This is a genomic window from Deinococcus humi (assembly GCF_014201875.1).
Classification (GTDB): domain Bacteria; phylum Deinococcota; class Deinococci; order Deinococcales; family Deinococcaceae; genus Deinococcus; species Deinococcus humi.
The window spans coordinates 571,141-589,050 of record NZ_JACHFL010000002.1 but is presented as its reverse complement, the minus strand read 5'-3'; the positions used below and the strand labels follow the sequence as shown (position 1 = coordinate 589,050).

Annotated in this window: 17 protein-coding genes; 7 read left to right on the top strand and 10 right to left on the bottom strand. The window is 62.3% G+C overall.

Going from position 1 to position 17,910, the window contains the following annotated elements:
• Positions 1 to 36 precede the first annotated feature (36 nt).
• The 5 genes from HNQ08_RS06520 to HNQ08_RS06500 all read right to left on the bottom strand — a co-directional run bounded on the left by HNQ08_RS06520 (position 37) and on the right by HNQ08_RS06500 (position 5,635).
• Positions 37 to 1,179 carry an ABC transporter permease gene (locus HNQ08_RS06520; RefSeq protein WP_184128689.1) on the bottom strand — a complete coding sequence of 381 codons (1,143 nt, stop codon included), beginning with the start codon at positions 1,177 to 1,179 and terminating at the stop codon, positions 37 to 39.
• A gap of 6 nt (positions 1,180 to 1,185) precedes the next feature.
• On the bottom strand, positions 1,186 to 2,166 hold the full coding sequence (locus HNQ08_RS06515) for an ABC transporter permease (RefSeq protein WP_184128687.1): 981 nt from the start codon (positions 2,164 to 2,166) through the stop codon (positions 1,186 to 1,188).
• Positions 2,167 to 2,268: 102 nt separating this feature from the next.
• Positions 2,269 to 4,035, bottom strand: a complete 1,767-nt coding sequence (locus tag HNQ08_RS06510) for an ABC transporter substrate-binding protein (protein WP_184128684.1) — start codon at positions 4,033 to 4,035, stop codon at positions 2,269 to 2,271.
• 295 nt (positions 4,036 to 4,330) lie between these two features.
• Positions 4,331 to 4,555 carry a preprotein translocase subunit SecG gene (gene secG, locus HNQ08_RS06505; protein WP_039683104.1) on the bottom strand — a complete coding sequence of 75 codons (225 nt, stop codon included), beginning with the start codon at positions 4,553 to 4,555 and terminating at the stop codon, positions 4,331 to 4,333.
• 582 nt (positions 4,556 to 5,137) lie between these two features.
• Positions 5,138 to 5,635: an LEA/WHy family protein gene (locus HNQ08_RS06500; RefSeq protein WP_184128681.1), complete on the bottom strand. Its 498-nt coding sequence runs from the start codon at positions 5,633 to 5,635 to the stop codon at positions 5,138 to 5,140.
• A gap of 76 nt (positions 5,636 to 5,711) precedes the next feature.
• Between HNQ08_RS06500 and HNQ08_RS06495 the strand changes: the two genes are divergently transcribed.
• The 4 genes from HNQ08_RS06495 (at position 5,712) to HNQ08_RS06480 (ending at position 9,321) form a co-directional block, all read left to right on the top strand.
• Complete coding sequence (locus tag HNQ08_RS06495; RefSeq protein ID WP_184128678.1) at positions 5,712 to 6,674, top strand: hypothetical protein; 963 nt, start codon at positions 5,712 to 5,714, stop codon at positions 6,672 to 6,674.
• A 74-nt stretch (positions 6,675 to 6,748) separates the two neighbouring features.
• A complete protein-coding gene (locus tag HNQ08_RS06490) occupies positions 6,749 to 7,423 on the top strand; it encodes an outer membrane lipoprotein carrier protein LolA (protein WP_184128674.1) in 675 nt (224 codons plus the stop codon).
• Between the two features lie 169 nt (positions 7,424 to 7,592).
• Entirely contained in the window at positions 7,593 to 8,630 is a 1,038-nt protein-coding gene (locus HNQ08_RS06485; RefSeq protein WP_184128671.1) for a prohibitin family protein, read from the top strand.
• Between the two features lie 130 nt (positions 8,631 to 8,760).
• Positions 8,761 to 9,321: a hypothetical protein gene (locus tag HNQ08_RS06480; RefSeq protein ID WP_184128668.1), complete on the top strand. Its 561-nt coding sequence runs from the start codon at positions 8,761 to 8,763 to the stop codon at positions 9,319 to 9,321.
• A 121-nt stretch (positions 9,322 to 9,442) separates the two neighbouring features.
• Here HNQ08_RS06480 and typA read toward each other — a convergent pair whose 3' ends face one another.
• Complete coding sequence (gene typA / locus HNQ08_RS06475; protein ID WP_184128665.1) at positions 9,443 to 11,224, bottom strand: translational GTPase TypA; 1,782 nt, start codon at positions 11,222 to 11,224, stop codon at positions 9,443 to 9,445.
• Between the two features lie 320 nt (positions 11,225 to 11,544).
• Here typA and HNQ08_RS06470 point away from each other — a divergent pair, with 320 nt between their 5' ends.
• Genes HNQ08_RS06470 through HNQ08_RS06460 form a run of 3 tightly spaced genes read left to right on the top strand, consistent with a single transcriptional unit; the run spans position 11,545 to position 13,728 of the window.
• Positions 11,545 to 12,042 (top strand): GbsR/MarR family transcriptional regulator, encoded by a 498-nt coding sequence (locus HNQ08_RS06470; RefSeq protein WP_221284007.1) that lies wholly within the window; start codon positions 11,545 to 11,547, stop codon positions 12,040 to 12,042.
• Complete coding sequence (locus HNQ08_RS06465) at positions 12,039 to 12,950, top strand: ABC transporter ATP-binding protein (protein ID WP_184128662.1); 912 nt, start codon at positions 12,039 to 12,041, stop codon at positions 12,948 to 12,950. Before HNQ08_RS06470 ends, HNQ08_RS06465 begins: the two co-directional genes overlap by 4 nt.
• Positions 12,940 to 13,728 (top strand): ABC transporter permease subunit, encoded by a 789-nt coding sequence (locus HNQ08_RS06460; RefSeq protein WP_184128659.1) that lies wholly within the window; start codon positions 12,940 to 12,942, stop codon positions 13,726 to 13,728. Before HNQ08_RS06465 ends, HNQ08_RS06460 begins: the two co-directional genes overlap by 11 nt.
• A gap of 78 nt (positions 13,729 to 13,806) precedes the next feature.
• Here the strand turns inward: HNQ08_RS06460 and HNQ08_RS06455 are convergent, their stop codons facing one another.
• The 4 genes from HNQ08_RS06455 to HNQ08_RS06440 all read right to left on the bottom strand — a co-directional run bounded on the left by HNQ08_RS06455 (position 13,807) and on the right by HNQ08_RS06440 (position 17,604).
• Complete coding sequence (locus tag HNQ08_RS06455; protein ID WP_184128656.1) at positions 13,807 to 15,033, bottom strand: ABC transporter ATP-binding protein; 1,227 nt, start codon at positions 15,031 to 15,033, stop codon at positions 13,807 to 13,809.
• A 249-nt stretch (positions 15,034 to 15,282) separates the two neighbouring features.
• Complete coding sequence (locus HNQ08_RS06450; RefSeq protein ID WP_184128653.1) at positions 15,283 to 16,359, bottom strand: PilT/PilU family type 4a pilus ATPase; 1,077 nt, start codon at positions 16,357 to 16,359, stop codon at positions 15,283 to 15,285.
• The gene (gene panC / locus HNQ08_RS06445; RefSeq protein WP_184128650.1) at positions 16,356 to 17,252 is read right to left on the bottom strand and encodes a pantoate--beta-alanine ligase; all 897 of its coding nucleotides are present in this window, start codon (positions 17,250 to 17,252) and stop codon (positions 16,356 to 16,358) included. The genes HNQ08_RS06450 and panC overlap by 4 nt, the downstream gene beginning before the upstream one ends.
• Positions 17,236 to 17,604, bottom strand: a complete 369-nt coding sequence (locus HNQ08_RS06440; protein WP_184128647.1) for a phage holin family protein — start codon at positions 17,602 to 17,604, stop codon at positions 17,236 to 17,238. Before HNQ08_RS06440 ends, panC begins: the two co-directional genes overlap by 17 nt.
• Between the last annotated feature and the right edge of the window lie 306 nt (positions 17,605 to 17,910).

Below are 17,910 nucleotides of genomic sequence, written 5' to 3'. Positions count from 1 at the left end.
CCCTGCACACAATCCTCTTCATATCAGCCTGCCTTATTACTGTCGTTTGCGTGGGTCGAAAGCATCACGCAGGCCGTCTCCCAGAAGCTGGAAGCAGCCCACTGTAAACACGATGAAAAAGCCGGGAATCAGAACCCAAGGTCGGCTGTTCAAGCTGGACAGCCCGCCTTCCTGCGCCTGCGCCAGCAGACTGCCCCAGCTGACGTAGGGTTCCACGGCCCCAATCCCTAGGAAGCTCAGGCCGGATTCCAGCAGGATGAAGCCGGGAATACTCAGTGACAACGTCACAATGATGTAAGTGGTCATGGTAGGCAGCATGTGCCTCCACATCACGCGTCCATCGCCTGCGCCCAGCGCTTTGGCGGCCGACACAAAGTCCTGTTCACGCACGCTCAAAAGTTGCCCGCGCGTCACACGTGCCAGTCCACCCCAGCCGATAAAAGCCAGAATCCCCAGAATCACATACAGCGCGAAGATCGGGTTGATGTTCTGTGGAAACACCGAGCGCAGGAGCAGCAACAAAAACAGGTAGGGAATGGCCGAAATGACCTCGACCAGACGCATGACCACAGTATCCACAATGCCACCGAAAAAGGCTGCCATGGCGCCCATGAACAAACCGATCAGCGTGCTGACCAGCACTGCGACTACGCCGATGGTCAAACTGATCTGAGAGGCGTACAGAGTACGAGTCAGCAGGTCACGGCCCAGTGCCTCGCCACCAATCAGAAAGACGTTGCAACCCTGCTGATCACTCCCCGTGCCGAACAGATGCAGGTTGCCCGGAATGAAACCCAGAAGCTTATAGGATGCCCCGCGCACGCCGAAATAGATCGGGCAGCGCTCCGTCGTCGGTTTGTATTCGTTAACGAAGGTATCCATGTTGAGTTGCTGGGTGTACTTGTAAACGTACGGACGGGTCAGGGCACCTGTCTGTGCATCACGAATGTGAATTGGTGTGGGCGGTTGAAACCGGGTGATGTCCGTCGTGGAATAGCTTGAGAGACTGTCAGGTGCGAGAAATGGCGCAAAAATGGCCATCAGATAGATCAGGATCAGTCCTAGGCCGCCAGTCTGAGCCAACCGATTTTTACGGAACTGGCTCCAGGCAACGGAGAACTGGGACTGTCCCTGTGACCGGGGTTTCGCTTTTTGCTGTTGAGGCGCTGCGGTTGTCATTTCACCTCACCCGACCTTGATGCGTGGGTCGACCACAGCCAGGAGAATGTCTGAGAGGGCATTACCGATAACCAGCAGGATCGTGGAAATGACTGTGAAGCCCGCAATCAGGTACAGGTCCGACGCGGTGATGGCCGTCAGCAACATGGGTGTGATTCCGGGATAGGCGTAGACCACCTCCACGAAGCCCGCGCCACTAATGGCGGCGGGCAGTAGGCCCCCAATGCCCGCAACGATGGGCAAGATGGCGTTGCGGAAGGTGTGCTTCCAGATGGCAGTGCGCTCGCTGACGCCTTTAGCCCGCGCCGTGCGGATGTAATCCGAGCGCATCACTTCCAACATCAGACCCCGGATCACGCGGGTCAGGCCCGCCGCATCGGTAATTGCCAGCACCGCCGCCGGGATCAGCAGGTGCCGCAGGACATCCCAGAACTTGCCAAACGCCGACAGTTGTTCATAGTTGTTGCTGGTCATGCCCCCCAGTGGAATGTCCCAGCCCGTGGCGTTGCGGATTTGCAAGATGAAATAGATCACGATCAGGAACAGGAAGAAGCTGGGAAAGCCCAGCAGGAAGTACAGCACCACATTGATAGCCTTGTCGCCAAAACTGTTCTGCCGTACTGCCCCGTACACGCCGATGGGAATAGCGATGGCGTAGAAGAACACCAGGTTGAGCAGCACCAGATACACCGAGTTGACGATGCGTGGCCAGATGACCGGCAGTACGGGTTGGGTGTACTGGAACGACAGGCCAAAATCGCCCTGAAGCATGTTCTTCATCCAGTAGAAGTACTGAACGTAGGCGGGCCGGTCCAGCCCAAAACTGACGCTCAGGTTCCTGAGTTGTTCATCACTGATCCCAGGGTTCAGGCGGGCAGGGGTCAGGAAGTCGCCCGGCGCCAGAGAGATCACGAAAAAAATCAGCACGCTGGCCAGCAGCAGCGTGGGAATGGCCTGGAAAAAGCGCCGGACTAAAAATGGGATCATGCCTTTCTCCGTCAGCTCTGAGAATCGTCAAGGGTCAGAAATTCAATGTAAGGGGGGCAGTCCGCCCATAGCAGACCACCCCCTGAAGAGAACGTGGCTGGATTACTTGATGAAGGTCAGCGCGATGTCACGCGAGCCGTAGTAAGCGTCCATCAGGTCGGCGGGGTACTCGCCGCCCACGCGGTCGTTAAACGTCACGTGGTAGTTGGTGCCCACTAGGTAGATGACGGGCTGCAGCTCGCCTTCGTTCTTCATGAGCTGTGCACCGATGGCCAGGCGCTTGGCGGTGTTCAGCTCGGCGTCGCCCTGGTAGTACTGCTTGGTCATCAGCTGTTCCTGGCTGGTCAGGCACTTGCCGTCGGTGGGGTTGTTGTAGCTGTGCAGGTTGGTCCCGCACGGCACAACGTTCACGCCGAAGGGCCAGATGTTGGTCCCGCCCGACAGACCCAGCAGGATCGCGTCGAAAGGACGGTTCTCGCCCTTGGCGGTCAGCTGACCCACCAGGGTGTTGAAGTCGATGGGCGTGAAGTTGACCTTGACCCCTACCTTCTTGGCCTCGTCGCGGAAGATCTGGCCCAGCTGCTCACGGACGGTGTTCCCCGCGTTGGTGGCCAGGTTGAACTCCAGCACCTTGCCCTTGCTGTCGACCAGGTAGCCGTCAGCATTCTTCTTCTTGTAACCCATCTGTCCCAGCAGCTTGCTGGCCTGCGCCAGATCGTACTTGTAGGTGGGGGCGCCGGCCTTGAGGCCCGCGTTGGTCTGGTCCTTGAAGATGGGGTAGACGCTGAAGTAGACCTCGCTGCCCAGGCCGCCCAGCGCCAGCTTGATCATGGCGTCACGGTTGGCGATGTGGCTCATGGCGCGGCGGAAACGGACGTCGCGGAACAGCGCCTGCTTGGCGGGATCCGCCGACTTGTTCCAGTTAAAGGTGATCCAGGAGGAAGTGGCGTTGGGGCTGACGTTGGCCTTCAGAACCGCCTTGAGGTTGCCAGCGTCAATGGCCTTCTTGATCTGTGCCAAGTCATCGGCTTTGCTGGCGCCGAAGGTATCGATCTGTCCGGCCAGGAAAGCGGCCAGGCCAGCGTTCAGGTCAGGCACGATGCGGTACGAGTAGGTGTTCAAGTACGGCAGGGCATTGCCCTTGCTGTCTTTGTTCCACTCGCCGAAGAACTTGTTGGCCTTCAGAACGACGCGCTCGCCTGCCTTGTAGCTTTCCAAGGTCCACATGCCCGGCGAAACAATTTCACTGGGGTTGGTGCCCAGGCCCCACATCTTCTTGATGGCCTCTGCGCCGCCAGCACGGTACGCCTTGCCGAACACGTGGTCGGGCCAGGGGTTGAAGCTCATGATGCTCAGCGCGGTCGAGCTCTGCGTGGGGAAGTCGAACTGCAGAGTCATGTCGTTGATCTTCTTGATGGTGACCGGCTTGTCGTTGATGAAGAAGGTGTCGAAGCTGTTGCTGCCCACCTTGTCATCGGTGTGGATCTTCCAGGTGGTGATCCAGTCGTCGGCGGTGATGGGCTGGCCATCACTGAACTTCATGCCAGGACGAATCTTGACCACAAAGCGCTTGTTGTTGTTGCTGACCACAGCGGGGCCTTCGGCCATGTAAGGGATGAACTCGTTGGTGCGCGGATCCTGACGGAACAGGCCGATGCTGGCGTCGGCCATGGTGCCGGGGACGCTTGTGGCCTCAGCGCTGGTGAATGGGTTGATGGTCTTGAAGTCGGAGAGCGTGTAGTTGCGGAACTCGCCGCCGCGCTTATTGGCGGTGTTCTGCTCGGCGGTCCAGGCCGCGGGGAAAACGAAGGGGGCAGCCATCGAGGTGGTTGCGGCCATGGCCAAGGCCAGGAACAGTGCTTTCTTCATGTGAATCCTCCGATGAGGTGGTCAGGGGAACAATTTCCGGAATTTCCGAATTGGGCTTCTGGAAATAGCGACGCTCCGGCGAGAGCCGGACGGGTACCGAGTTGTCGTGGGGTTTCCAGCGCGGTCAATATATGAAGTGGCCTAGTCCAGGTCAAGCATTAAATCACTATTCCTTAACCCCGAGCTGATTTAATGCTGACAACCTTACAAACGCAAGCCAAATCTTCTGGAATTTCTCAGCGAAAACCCAGAAGCAGCCTGGAGCGGCGACTTCTGGGAAGGATGAAGAAGGCGATTAGCGCGAAACGATGCCGATCAGCAGGGCCAGTAGCATGAAAAAGCCGCCCAGCACGCTGGTAATGCGGACCAGGCCGCCCTCTACACCACGGCCGCCCAGTAGCGAACCACCGGAAGCCATGCTGGCCGACAGACCTGCCTGACGCGGCACCTGCAACAGGATAAAGAAGACCAGCGCCACACAGATCAGCGCGAAAAGCACGAGAAACAGATTCAGGATCATGGGTTACCTCTGGAGTTATACCGACTGTGGCTCGTGAATTCACGAATCTTCCCGCTCGTTTCCGAGTCGGCAGTCGGGCAGCCACCAGCATACACCAGGGTCTGAAGCCAGCCCCTCTCTGGTAGCAAGTCGATTACAGATCGGGTCACCCAGCGCAAGGCTGTTCAACTGAACAGCAATTGCATTCCGCTCTCTATCCGCAAAGGAGAAGTCTCCTGGAGCGTCTCAGGACGTGATAGCGATGGAAGGTGGCGCGCTGCACCTAAAAGATCAACCCAGCCCTTCCCATCTGCCTGTGCTTAAGCTCTCTCGTGGGTTGAAGGAGCAGCTGTCTGAGGGATCAACTGCGTCAAAGCGGGTCCTGAAACAAAGCCTTTCAATAATGCGGCCCTGAGCTGTGGCTCTATGCCAGCGGATGTCAAGGCAAGGCGCAGATAACTCTCGCGCTAGCAGGAACCGTAAGAGGAGGACAGGGCACCGTTGATAGCCTGACACTCACAGCACTCTTGTGGCGCAGATTGCCCAGGCTGAATGCGGAGAGTGCTCCCAGGGCCGTTCCCGCTCCCTCCTTTGAAGCCTCAATTAGAATGGGATGATCGGATTCTGCTTCCACTGCCCCTGACTCAGCGTGAAAGGCCCGAAATTCTTGGGGCCAAGGGGCCCAAAGTCAGCGGTGAAGGTGCCGTCCAGACGATAGGTAACCTGCTGCCCGCGCGCCACTTTCAGAAATGAGGCGGCGGTAGACAGAGTGACCGGAATGGAGACATCAGCCTCCTGGTCTGCCGATCCGCGTGCTGGGACGTTGACGCGGGGAAACTCCGCACGGCCCACCTGCGCGCCGTCGATCACCAGCGTGGCCTGAATGTTGGTCATCTTCAGGGGCACCACGTTGGGGTTAGACACGCGCAAGTTCAGTTTCAGGTCTGCCACGGGTGCACCGCCCAGTCCGCCCGGCAGTGACAGACGGGTCAGACGCACGCTCTGAACCTCGATAGACGGTACCTGCAACACCTGGGACGCAGGCGCACAGGCGACCAGACCACAGGCGACGAGGGCGGCAGTGGGCAACAGGGAACGCATGGCAGGAGCCTAACCGACCCGCAGCTGAAAAGGCTGATGAAGATCACCCGTGCTCCGGCACTGCTACCCTGCGCCCATGACGAGAGGATGGATGGCCCTGGCCCTGACGCTGGCGGGAACAGCGGGCGCAACCGCTCTGGATTTCGGCGTGTCCTACAACGGTGGGCCGCAGGGTGGGGGCTGGGCACGAGTGGGCGTCTCGGATTTACCGGCGCTGGGGGGACGCGTTGCGGCGGGCCTGTCCACCCGCGCCGCTGAGGTGGGGTACGGGCGCAGTCTGGCGGTGCCACCGCTGGGCGCAGTCACGGCCCGCGCAGATGTGGCGGTGGCCTTTAGCGGGGGCGTGCGGGCCTCCACACGGCTGGGCGGCAGCGTAGGGCCGGTGGCGCTGAATCTGGCGGCCACAGGCTTCACCACCTCTGCCGGGCGCATCGACCCTGTGGCCCTCTGGAACTTCGCTGCCACCGATAGCCGGGAACGCGGCTTCAATGCTGACATCGGTGCCCGCTACCGCATCAACCGGAACCTGATCGCCGTGGTGGGCGGCGAGTTCGGTGGGCAGAACATGGCGACTGTGGGGGTCGAGGGCCGCCGCGAGCTGACCCGTACTGTGCCACTGGACGCAGACGCGCAGCCCGGCGACGAACCGGAAACTGAAGTTGTGGGCACGCTGACCTGGCGCGCGGGCGTGCGGGCTGGACAGGATGTTCTGGGCGCCACCGGGGGAGTGTCCTACGCCACAGACTCTGGGATAAACCTGGGACTGGACACGCTGCTGGGGCCGAAAGCGTTCGGAGTAACGGGAAGCGTGGATATGGGCGAACTGCTCGGCCCTGGCAACAGCGTGCAGCTCTATGCGGCTTACGAACCGTGGCGCACGTCCAGCACTCCCCTACGCGCGGGCCTGACAGCCTCCCGGCCCCTCGGAGGAGGAGAAGTGGGACTGAACGTCAGTGGTGGGCGCACGTCCGATGGCCAGACCGGTTATAGCGCGCGGCTGACCTACACCCTGCCGCTGGGAACCGACAGCCAGCCCTGAGGCCGCACACAGCGTGAACCCCACGTCAGCCGGCGCCCCCCCTTCTCATGAGAGTGGGCGCGATACTGCGTGGCATGAGGAAACCTCTCAACTTCACTTCCATTCTCGCCCTATGCGGCGTGTTGCTGACCCCTTCCGCCAGTGCCCAGAGCGTTCAGGACATCATTGCCAAGGTGGATGCTGCGCAGAAGGCCGCCAAAGATATTTCCTTCCGACTGAGCGGCAGCGCCTCGCTGGAATCCAGCGCCCAGAAAATCGACCTCACGGTCAAGAGTATTCCCGCGCAGAGCATCGCCCGACTGCAATTCAACGCGCCCGACGCGCTGGCCGACAATATTGTGGTGGCCGACAAGAACGAGATCCGTCAGTACCTGTTTCTGACCAATCAGGTCACGGTGACTTCCACCAAGAAGGCGGCCGACGGTGCCGGCTTTGGCGGGCTGGACTTCACGCAGCTGAGCAATGCGGCCTCCTTGCTGTCGCAGTACAACGTGAAGCTGCTGTCCACCACGGGCGCAGCGGGCAAACGCCTGTTCCAGCTGGAGGCCATGTCCAAGAGCGGCAACACCACCGACAAGACCCGCGTGTTCATCACCGAGGCAGGCTGGCGTCCAACCCGCATTCAGATCGTGAGCAGCGCCGGCAAATCGCTGGCCGATCTGAACGTCAGCAATTACAAGGTCAATTCCGGTCTCAGCGTTTCCGGGCTGAAGAAACTTCCTCAGGACGCCGAAATCGTCAGACAATAAGGCCACACGTTCAATCGACAGACATCACAGGGGTACGCGGAAGCGGCCCCTCTTTTTTGCCTTTTCTCCTGACTTCAGCCGCCTGCTCCATAGGATTTCAAGCCTCTGAGCCGAGGTTTGTTCTGCCCTGGCCGGCAACTTTAGTCGCATTGGACGCGTATCAGGAAGTATGACCAACCCTAGTGGTGACCATGACCGTGGCTTCTCGCCCCTTCGTCCCGATCCCGTCAACAATCCCACGAGCAATGGCCCGCCCGCCTCGCCGCCCGCCCGCTTCTCCCCACGCCTGGGCTTGATCATCGGCGGGGTGGTGGTCGCGGGCCTGATCGCAGCTCAGAGCATCACGGTCATTCCGGCGGGCTTCGTGGGGGTGGTGTTCAGCTCCTTTAGCGGAGTCAAGCCCATTCCGTTGCAGGAGGGGCTTCATTTCGTGCTGCCGTTCGTGGACCATGTGACCACCTACGACGCCCGCCTGCAAGAGGTCACCCTGGCACAGAACACCGCGCAGGGCGATGAGGGGTCCATCCGCGCCCGGAGCAAGGAGGGGCTGGATATCACGGCAGATGTCACGGTCCAGTTCCGCATTGACCGTAGCAAGGCTGCCATCCTGCACAAGGAACTGGGCCGTAATTACATCAACACCGTCTTGCGGCCGCAGGTTCGCAGCAAGGTGCGCGACTCGATTGGACAGTTCGGGGCCGCAGACCTGATCAGCAACCAGCGCACCCAGCTGGAAGCCAGCATCACCACCGAACTGAACAAGTCGTTCTCGCGCAACAATCTGGTGCTGGACGCAATCCTCTTGCGTGAGCTGAAGATTCCCGAGAGCGTGGCCCAGGCCATCGAGCAGAAGCAGACCGCCGAGCAGCAGGTGGCGGTAGAAAGGAACCGCCTGCAGCAGGCCGAGATCAGTGCCCAGCGTGACGTCGTACAGGCGCAGGGCAAAGCCAAGGCCGCCATCGAAACGGCCAAGGGCGAGGCCGAGGCGCTCTCGCTACGCGGGCGCGCCCTCAAGGAAAACCCGCAACTGATCCAGCTCACGGTGGCCGAGCGCCTGGCCCCCGGAATCCAGACAGTGATGCTGCCCAGCGATGGCAACTTCCTGCTCGACATGAAATCGCTGGGAACGCAGTCGCTGCCGAAAACGGCCCAGAATCCTGCCCCTCAGACGCCAGCGGCGCCTGCTGCGCCCCAGTCCGGCAATTGAAGCCCGTGTCAGGTCAGGGGAAAAGTGTTCAGTGGGGCACTGGAGGGGTCAGGGCGGCACCTGCGGACGTTAGACTGGCCGGGATGAGCCGAACGACATTTCTGGAGTCTGCCTGCTGGAGGTCCGCCCCATGATCGCTGTCCTGATTCTGCTGGTCATCTTCGGCGGCATCACAGCCATCATTTACGTGGACAACGCGGGCAAGACAGCCCGCAAGGCTATGACCTTCACGCCGGAGGAAGCCACGGCACTCCCCGCTGCTGCCCAGCCCTCGTTGCCCCGGTCGCAGGCCGACGCCCCGGAATCGCTGGCCCTGCGTCTGCCCGAACCGGCGCGCACCCAGGCCTGGACGTTGCTGTGCATGGTCATCGACGCCCGCAAGGACGGCGTGGACAGCGACAACCGCACCGCCTATCTGCTGACCCAGACACGTGAGGCGTACCTGCCCGACACCCTGCGCGCCTACCTGAACCTGACAGACGGCGCGAGGCGCACTCTGGAAAGCCAGGGCCAGCCCCCCGAAACCCTGTTGACCGAGCAGCTCGGCCTTCTCGAAGACGGCGTGCGCGAGGCCCTGCGTCATGACCACGCCACGGCGGACCGTCTACTCAGTCAGGGCCGTTTTTTACGCGAACGCTTTGGCGCGGCGGAATCGGAACTGAGCCTGAGGCCAAACCTCCGCAAGAGCTGACAGGCCTGGCGGCCTCCTGCAAGAGAGGCGGGGACCAGAGACCACAAAGATCAGCACCACACCCAAAAGCCCCCGCTCCTGGAAAGGAAGCGGGGGCCTCGCTTTTAAAAGCGACTCGGAATTATTTCCGCAAGCTGGGGTTCAGCACCTTCTTCCGCAGGCGGATGTTGTGCGGCGTCAGTTCCACCAGTTCATCGCTGCCGATGTACTCCAGAGCATCTTCCAGGCTCATCCGGCGCGGCGGGGTCAGGGTCAGGGCCTCGTCTGCGCCGCTGGAACGCACGTTGGTCAGCTTCTTGTTCTTGCAGACGTTGACGTTCATGTCCTGCTCGCGGGCATTTTCACCCACGATCATGCCGACGTAAACTTCCGCACCGGCGTCGATGAAGAACGAGCCACGATCCTGCAGCTTCCAGATCGAGTACGCGAAGGCTGGGCCGTCTTCCATGCTGACCAGCGAACCGTTCTGGCGGATCTTGATGTCGCCGGCCCACGGCGCGTACCCGTCGAACACGTGGCTCATGATGCCCTCGCCCTGGGTCATGGACAGGAACTGGGTGCGGAAACCGAACAGCGCGCGGCTCGGAATCTTGAATTCCACGCGGCTGCGGCTGCCCTGCGGCTCCATGTTGACCATCTGGCCCCTGCGCGCGCCCAGCACACCGATCACGGTGCTGGCGTGTTGCTCCGGCACATCGATGACCAAATGTTCCACCGGCTCGTGCTTGACGCCGTCGATCTCGCGGACGATCACCTGCGGGCTGCCGACCTGGACCTCATAGCCCTCGCGGCGCATGGTCTCCAGCAGGATGCTCAGGTGCAATTCGCCGCGCCCGGAAACGATGAACTCGTCGGGGCGCACCTCATCCACCTTCAACGAGACGTTGGTCATGACCTCACGCTTCAGGCGGTCATTCAGGTGACGGCTGGTGACGTACTTGCCGTCCCTGCCAGCGAAGGGGCTGGTGTTCGGCTGGAAGGTCATGCTGACCGTGGGCTCGTCCACGGTGATGATCGGCAACGCTTCGGGGTCGGCCAGATCCGCCACGGTCTCGCCGATCTGCGCGTCCTCGATCCCAGCCAGCGCCACGATGTCGCCCGCACTGACCTCGTCGACCTCGATGCGGCGCAGTCCCATGTGCGTAAACGGCTGGACGACGCGTGACTTGGTCATGGTGCCGTCCTTGTGCATCAGCTGCACAAATTCGCCCTTCTTGACCGTGCCGCGCTGGACCCGGCCCAGCACGATGCGCCCCAGGTACTCGGAGTAATCCAGATTGGTCACCAGCATCTGGAAAGGGGCTTCCAGATCCGCAGGTGGGGCAGGGATGTGCTCCAGCACCATCTCGAACAGCTCGTGCATGTCTTCCTGGGGGTTGTCCAGGTCCCGGAACGCCTTGCCTTCACGGGCAATTGCGTACAGGATCGGGAAGTCGAGCTGATCGTCGTTGGCGCCCAGTTCGGCCATCAGGTCGAAGGTCAGGTTGACCACTTCTTCAGGGCGCGCGTCGATGCGGTCGATCTTGTTGATGACCACGATGGGCTTGAGGCCCAGTTCAATGGCCTTGCGCAACACGAAACGGGTCTGGGGCATCGGGCCTTCCGCCGCGTCCACCAGCACCAGGCAACCGTTGACCATGCCCAGAACGCGCTCCACCTCGCCGCCGAAGTCCGCGTGGCCGGGGGTGTCCACGATGTTGATCTTCACGCCGTTGTATTCCACCGCAGTGTTCTTGGCGAGAATGGTAATGCCACGTTCCTTTTCCAGATCGTTGCTGTCCATGGCCCGCTCGGCGATCTCCTCGCCGTGCCCGAGTTTCAGGGTCTGACGGAGCAGTGCGTCCACCAGGGTGGTCTTGCCGTGATCGACGTGCGCGATGATAGCGATGTTCCGGTATTCCATAGTCTTGCCTCTCTTCTGCCCGGCACTGCCCGCCGGGAGAGGCGGTGGAAGGACAGGTTCTGTTGTTTGTGTGGTGCTGCCGGTCTGCGCCGCATACCTTAAGAAGCGCGATGGGTGCCAGGACCGACCTCAAAAAGCCCACCTCAAATGCTGCGCCAGACAGACTGGCTGCGAGTGGGCGGGACACCCAAACGAAGATTTTAGCAGATTCGTGGCAGAGAGGTAGCAGACGTGGGTCACGTTCCCAGGGACACTCGTCTGATTCTCGGAGGCCTTCCAATGTAATTTCAGTTATGACTGAAATGTCTTACACTTTAGTCATGTCAGACACACCACCAGCTCCTGACGTTGCTGCCCCTACTGCCGAAAGCGAGCAGTTCACGGAACGGGCGGGCCTGCTGTTTGAGATGGTGGGCATGCCGCGTGCAGCGGGACGGGTTCTGGGGGCACTGCTGGTGGCCCCGGCAGGCGGGCTGACCCCTGCGGAACTGGCCGAACGACTCCAGGCCAGCCGGGCGGGTATCAGCGGGGCAGTCAAGCACCTGATCCTGCTGGGCCTGGCCGAACGAGCGCCCAATCCCGGCGAGCGGGCCGACCGATTCCGGGTGCGCCCCAATGCCTGGGCCACCCTGACCGAGCAGGGCAACCGCAAGTTGCAGACCCTGCATGATCTGGCCACCGATGGCCTGCGGGCGCTGCCACCGGGAGCCGAGGCCACCCCACTGCGTGAGATGCAGCGCTTCTACGGCCACTGGCTGCGCCTGTTCCCCGCCGTGCTGGAAGAGTGGCACCGGATCAACCAGGAGGAGAGGTCATGAACGCCATCGAAACCACCGACCTGAGCAAGCTGTACGCCCCCGGCGTGGGACTGCAGGCGCTGAATCTGAGCGTGGCGGCAGGTGAGGTCTTCGGCTTTATCGGCCCGAACGGCGCAGGCAAAACCACCGCCATCCGTACATTGATGGGCTTTCTGCGGCCCAGTGGCGGCAGCGGTCGCATCCTGGGCCACGACATCTGGCAGGAGCGTGTGGCGGTCCACAGGTGGGTGGGCTACCTGCCCGGCGAGGTTCACCTGGGCCGGGACCACACGGCCCGCGAGCTGATGAGCCGCAGTTGCAGGCTGCGCGGCGGGGCCAGTAACGCTTACGGGCTGGAGGTGGCCCGGCGACTGGAGCTGAGGCTGGACGCCCGGCTGGGCACGTTGAGCAAGGGCAACCGCCAGAAGGTGGGGCTGACCCTGGCATTGATGCACCGTCCCGATCTGCTGGTGCTGGACGAGCCGACAGATGGCCTGGACCCGCTGGTGCAGGAAACGGTGCTCGGCCTGCTCAGAGAGGCGCAGAGCGAGGGCCGCACGGTCTTTCTGTCCAGCCACGTCCTGAGCGAGATCGAGCGCATCGCTGGACGGGTGGGCATCATCCGGCGCGGTGAGCTGATCCGGGTGGAGGGGGTTCAGACGCTGAAAGCCAGCCTGCCGCAGCAGGTGGCGCTACGTTTTGCCCGGCCCCCGACCGTCGATCTCGCTGCGCTGGACGGCATGAGCGGGGGCGTGGCCGACGGGCTGGAGTTCCGGGGACAATGGCGCGGCGGCCCCGACCCGTTGATCCGGGCGCTGGCCGGCGAGTCGTTGACCTCGCTGAGCCTCACGCCATCCACGCTGGAGGACGCCTTCATGGATGAGTACCGCAGCGAACCGGCACGCGCAGAGGTGCCCCATGTGGCTTGAAGCGTGGACGCAGACCCTGAAGGACTCGCGCCGCAGCCTCCTGTGGTGGGCCGTAGGGCTTGCCCTGTACACGGTGATGCTGCTGGCCTTCTTCCCCATGCTCAAAGGCAACGCGGCTCTGGGTGACCTGATGAACAGCCTGCCCGAATCGTTGCGGGCGCTGGCCGGCGACAATCTGGGCACGCCCGCCGGGTATGTGGGCGGCAAACTGCTGAGCCTGATGCCCATCCTGCTGACCCTGTTCGCGGCGCTGCAGGGTTCGGCGCTGATCGCGGGCCAGGAGGAGCGTGGCTGGCTGGAGTTCCCCCTGGCACAGCCGCTGCCGCGCGCCACGCTGCTGCTGGGGCGCACCCTGGCACTTTTCACCATGTTGCTGGTTCTGGGGGCCGTGTTGTTTGTGAGTATCTGGCTGGCCGGACAGGTGTTTCAGGCCCCACTTCCCGCTGGACGGCTGCTGGTCACGGTGGCCCTGCACACCCTGGGCGCGTGGCTCTTCGGTGCCCTGGCCCTGGCTATCGGCGCGGCGACGGGCCGGCCTGGCTTGGCCGTCGGTATCGGTGCGGGCCTGGGCGTCGGGTTGGTGGTGGTGCAGAGCGTGACCTCCCAAGTGCCTTTCCTGAGTGAGCTGGCCTGGCTCAACCCCTGGAAATACGCGCTGAGCGATCTGCCACTGGAACACACGGTCACCCCCACGCCGCTGCTGGTGTGCCTGCTGCTGGGGGCCGCGCTGGTCTGGATCGCCGCGCCCATCTTCGAGAATCGGGACGTGCACGGCTGACCTCACGGGGAGCCCATCAACGAGTAGGGCCGGACTGCGATCACGCCTCCGGCCCTTGTTGGTTGATTGACTTTGGAATCAGTCGCTGCTGACGATGATGGTTTCCTTGGCTTCTTTGCTCAGCATGGCTTCCGCGCCCTTTTTGGCCACGCCAGGATACTCGTAGCCCAGGTCCGGGGTGTCGGCCTGGCCGCGCTTGCCGATGGCTTTACCCCGGTCGATGGCCAGTTCGGTGGCGGCATCGAAAGCGTGCAGACGGGTCTGATCGATAACCAGTTCGATGTCGTCACCGGGCTGTACCAGCGCCTGACCTTCCACCTTGACCGTCAGGTCCTGTCCAGCGACCTCCACGATCAGGTCGGTCTGCGCGCCCAGCGGCTCGACAACCACCACTTTGCCGTGCAGCACATTGGTCCCCACCGGCGTTTCGGTCAGCCCGACGAGGCCGATGTGCTCGGGGCGGATCCCCATCGAGACTTCCTTGCCCTCGTAGGCCTTCAGGCTCTGCGCCAGTTTGCCCATCGCGTCCACGCGGTCATTGCCGACCACGAACTGGCCATTCTGGATGCGGGCGTTGATCAGGTTCATGCTGGGACTGCCGATAAAACCCGCCACGAACTTGTTCTGTGGGAAGTCGTAGAGGTTCATGGGCGTGTCCACCTGCATGATCAGGCCGTCGCGCATGACCACGATGCGGTTGCCCAGCGTCATGGCCTCCACCTGATCGTGGGTCACGTAAACAATGGTGGCGCCCAGGCGGCGGTGCAGCTGGTTGATCTGCGAACGCATCTCGACGCGCAGCTTGGCATCGAGGTTGGACAGCGGCTCGTCCATCAGGAACACGGCGGGTTCGCGCACGATGGCGCGGCCCATCGCCACGCGCTGGCGCTGACCGCCGGACAGCTCCTTTGGCTTACGGCCCAGCAGGTGCTCGATCTGGAGAATCTTGGCAGCGTCACGGACGCGGCGCTCGATCTCTTCTTTGGGCGTCTTGCGCAGTTTCAGGCCGAAGGCCATGTTCTCGTAGACGTTCATGTGCGGATACAGCGCGTAGTTCTGGAACACCATCGCGATATCGCGGTCCTTGGGCGGCACGTCGTTGACCACGCGGTCGCCGATCTTCAGAATGCCGTCGCTGATGTCTTCCAGGCCCGCGATCATCCGCAGGGTGGTGGACTTACCGCAGCCGGACGGCCCCACGAAGACCATGAACTCGCGGTCTTCGATATGAAGGTTGAAATCCTTCACCGCATGCTGCTTGCTGCCGTACATCTTGTCGATGTGTTCCAGGATGACTTCTGCCATGAGTACGCCTACCTTTCGCCCCTACTCTTGTCCGTGAATGGGTACGGAACACGCTCAGAACGTGCCGATACGGTTCGGACAACCGGGGTACGAGAACGAGAAACCCGTTGCTTACGCTTATGCCAATCTGACGCTCACAGTGTAGCACCCTCTCTGCCTGAATGAGGAGAGGTCTAAACGACGCACGGTCAGCGTGACTTAGCAGGGGCTGGTTTACGTGATGGTCTGCCTCTCAGGCAAGAACCGTGTTCAATAGGCAAAACCGCTACGCGTCACCATCAGCTTCAGCTCGTGGCCGCTGGTGGCGGCTTCCATCGCCTCGTCAAGGGTGATCATATTGTGGTGGTACAGCTGCGCGAGGTGCTGATCGAAGGTGTGCATGCCGCGGATGTCGTCTTCCATCAGGGCGTCCTTGATCAGCGGGGTCTTGTCCTCGTCCTTAATGTACTCCTGCACCAGCGGCGTGTTCAGCATGATTTCCAGCCCTAGCACACGCCCCACCCCGTCCGAGCGGCGCAACAGGCGCTGGCTGACGATGCCCACCAGCGTCTCGGCCAGTTGCAAGCGGATCTGATCGCGCTCGTAGGGGGCGAAGAAGTCGATGATACGGTTGACGCTGCGAATGGCGTCTTGCGTATGTAGCGTGCTGAGAACCAAGTGCCCGGTCTGAGCCGCGCTCAGGGCGGCTTCCACCGTTTCCTTGTCACGCATTTCGCCGATCATGATCACGTCGGGGTCCTGACGCATGGCGTATTTTAGGGCGGTGCGGAAATCGCGGGTGTCGCTGCCGATCTCGCGTTGCACGACAATGCTCTTCTTATTCTTATGCAGGATCTCAATAGGGTCTTCCACCGTGATGACGTTGTAGGCAAACGTCCGGTTGATGTGATCGATCAGGCTCGCCAGGGTGGTGGTCTTGCCCGAGCCGGTGGGGCCGGTGACCAGAATCAGGCCGCGCGGGGACTCAGCCAGACGTTGCAGCACCCCGGCAGGCAACCCCAGCGACTCGAAGCCGGGGATCGCGTCGGTGACCACCCGCATGACAATCCCCACCGAGCCGCGCTGCCGGAAGATGTTGCAGCGGAAACGTCCCAGCCCCGAGACGCCGTAGGCCAGGTCCATCTCGTTGCGGTAGGAAAAATCGTCCCATTGCTCCGGCGACATCAACGACTGCGCCAGCAGCGCCGTGTCGGGAGGCATCAGTGCCTGCGCCCCGAACGGCAGCAGTTGACCGTCCACCCGGCCCATCGGCGGACTGCCCGCTTGCAGGTGGATGTCCGAGGCCCGGCGGCCCACCATCTCCTGCAGCAGCTCGTCGAGGGTCACGCGGAATCCATCTCCGGGCGCACGGAAACCAGCGGCATGTTGTCGATCAGCCGAACGCCGAACATACGGGCCGCCACCAGAACACGGGTCATGGGATCATTGTCCACAACTTCTCTTTCCTGCATGTCACGGCCCACGACGCTCAGGTAGTCCAGCGTGACCTCAGGGTCTTCAGACAGCACGTCCAGGCCAGTCTGGCGCAGCTTGCTGGCCTCCCGCTCACCAGCCGCATAGGCACTGCGTACCGCCGCCAGGGCGCGCGACAGCACGGCGGCCCGTGCCTGCTGTTCCGCCGTCAGGTAGCTGTTGCGGCTGCTGAGGGCCAGCCCGGACGGGGCGCGGACGGTGGGAAGGCCGACCACCTCGACGGGAACGTTCAGGTCACGAACCATCTGGCGCAGCACGGCCAGCTGCTGCCAGTCCTTCTCGCCGAAGAAAGCCACATCAGGACGCACAAGATTCAGCAACTTGAGAACCACCGTCGCCACGCCCACGAAATGGCCTGGCCGCGAGGCACCGTCGAGCCCCTCGCTGACGCCGGAGACCACCACGCGGGTGTCGAAGGCCGGCGGGTACATGGTCTCGGTCGACGGCATAAACACCACGTCCACCCCGGCCTCACCCACCACACCCAGATCACGCTTCAGGTCACGGGGATAGGCCGCCAGATCCTCGCTGGGACCAAATTGCAGCGGATTGACGAAGATGCTGACCACCAACACGTCGCAGACCTCCCGGGCGCGGCGCATCAGGGTGGCGTGTCCATCGTGCAGGTAACCCATCGTCGGGACCAGCCCCACCCGGCCCCGTCCACTCAGCGCCGAGCGCAGGGCCTCCGGGGAGTGGACCACCTGCGGCTGCACCTGGGCGGCCCCTTCAGCCACGTTTGCCATCCAGGCCCAGCGCACCCACAAGCGCGTCCAGCAGCCAGGAGATGACGGTCAGAATCAGGGCACCCACGATGGCCGCGCCGAAGCCCGCCGTGTTGAGCGCCGTGATGGCCGCCACCAGCGCCAGCACCACGCCGTTGACGACCAGCGTGAACAGCCCCAGGGTCAGCACGGTCAGCGGCATCGAGAGCAGCAGCAGCACCGGGCGGATCAGCGCATTCACGATGCCCATGACCAGCGCGGCGATCAGCACGCTGCCCACCCCCGCGCCACCCTCGAAAAACACGCCCGAATACACCTGCGTCAGCAGATACAGTGCCAGCGCATTAACCAGAAGCCGGAGAATAAATCCCATACAGGCAGGATACGGGATGCTGGAATGTGACACCTCAGGGAGGCGGCTGCCTCTACATTCCAACGGCGACACGGATTGTCTTTATGCTCGGCACTTCCCTGGCGGCCTGTGCCCCGGCTGTCACGTCGCCCATCGCCTCGCTACCGTTGAAAAGGTCAACTCTGGCAGTACACGGGCAAGCCCGAAGGTCAGCCGCCCATCACCGACATCATTTCCGCCAAGACCTTGAAATTTACAACTCTCATCGATGCGCCGAAGAAAGATACCACCGCATTGATGGTCGGTGAGATAAGTAGGGGAGCGTCT

What these genes read in the sequence shown, in the direction of transcription:
- HNQ08_RS06440 (WP_184128647.1), bottom strand. Translation starts at nt 17,604, where the DNA reads ATGGGATTTATTCTCCGGCTTCTGGTTAATGCGCTGGCACTGTATCTG.
- HNQ08_RS06490 (WP_184128674.1), top strand. Translation starts at nt 6,749, where the DNA reads ATGAGGAAACCTCTCAACTTCACTTCCATTCTCGCCCTATGCGGCGTG.
- HNQ08_RS06515 (WP_184128687.1), bottom strand. Translation starts at nt 2,166, where the DNA reads ATGATCCCATTTTTAGTCCGGCGCTTTTTCCAGGCCATTCCCACGCTG.
- HNQ08_RS06495 (WP_184128678.1), top strand. Translation starts at nt 5,712, where the DNA reads ATGACGAGAGGATGGATGGCCCTGGCCCTGACGCTGGCGGGAACAGCG.
- HNQ08_RS06520 (WP_184128689.1), bottom strand. Translation starts at nt 1,179, where the DNA reads ATGACAACCGCAGCGCCTCAACAGCAAAAAGCGAAACCCCGGTCACAG.
- HNQ08_RS06455 (WP_184128656.1), bottom strand. Translation starts at nt 15,033, where the DNA reads ATGGCAGAAGTCATCCTGGAACACATCGACAAGATGTACGGCAGCAAG.
- HNQ08_RS06465 (WP_184128662.1), top strand. Translation starts at nt 12,039, where the DNA reads ATGAACGCCATCGAAACCACCGACCTGAGCAAGCTGTACGCCCCCGGC.
- HNQ08_RS06460 (WP_184128659.1), top strand. Translation starts at nt 12,940, where the DNA reads ATGTGGCTTGAAGCGTGGACGCAGACCCTGAAGGACTCGCGCCGCAGC.
- panC (WP_184128650.1), bottom strand. Translation starts at nt 17,252, where the DNA reads ATGGCAAACGTGGCTGAAGGGGCCGCCCAGGTGCAGCCGCAGGTGGTC.
- secG (WP_039683104.1), bottom strand. Translation starts at nt 4,555, where the DNA reads ATGATCCTGAATCTGTTTCTCGTGCTTTTCGCGCTGATCTGTGTGGCG.
- typA (WP_184128665.1), bottom strand. Translation starts at nt 11,224, where the DNA reads ATGGAATACCGGAACATCGCTATCATCGCGCACGTCGATCACGGCAAG.
- HNQ08_RS06510 (WP_184128684.1), bottom strand. Translation starts at nt 4,035, where the DNA reads ATGAAGAAAGCACTGTTCCTGGCCTTGGCCATGGCCGCAACCACCTCG.
- HNQ08_RS06470 (WP_221284007.1), top strand. Translation starts at nt 11,545, where the DNA reads ATGTCAGACACACCACCAGCTCCTGACGTTGCTGCCCCTACTGCCGAA.
- HNQ08_RS06485 (WP_184128671.1), top strand. Translation starts at nt 7,593, where the DNA reads ATGACCAACCCTAGTGGTGACCATGACCGTGGCTTCTCGCCCCTTCGT.
- HNQ08_RS06500 (WP_184128681.1), bottom strand. Translation starts at nt 5,635, where the DNA reads ATGCGTTCCCTGTTGCCCACTGCCGCCCTCGTCGCCTGTGGTCTGGTC.
- HNQ08_RS06480 (WP_184128668.1), top strand. Translation starts at nt 8,761, where the DNA reads ATGATCGCTGTCCTGATTCTGCTGGTCATCTTCGGCGGCATCACAGCC.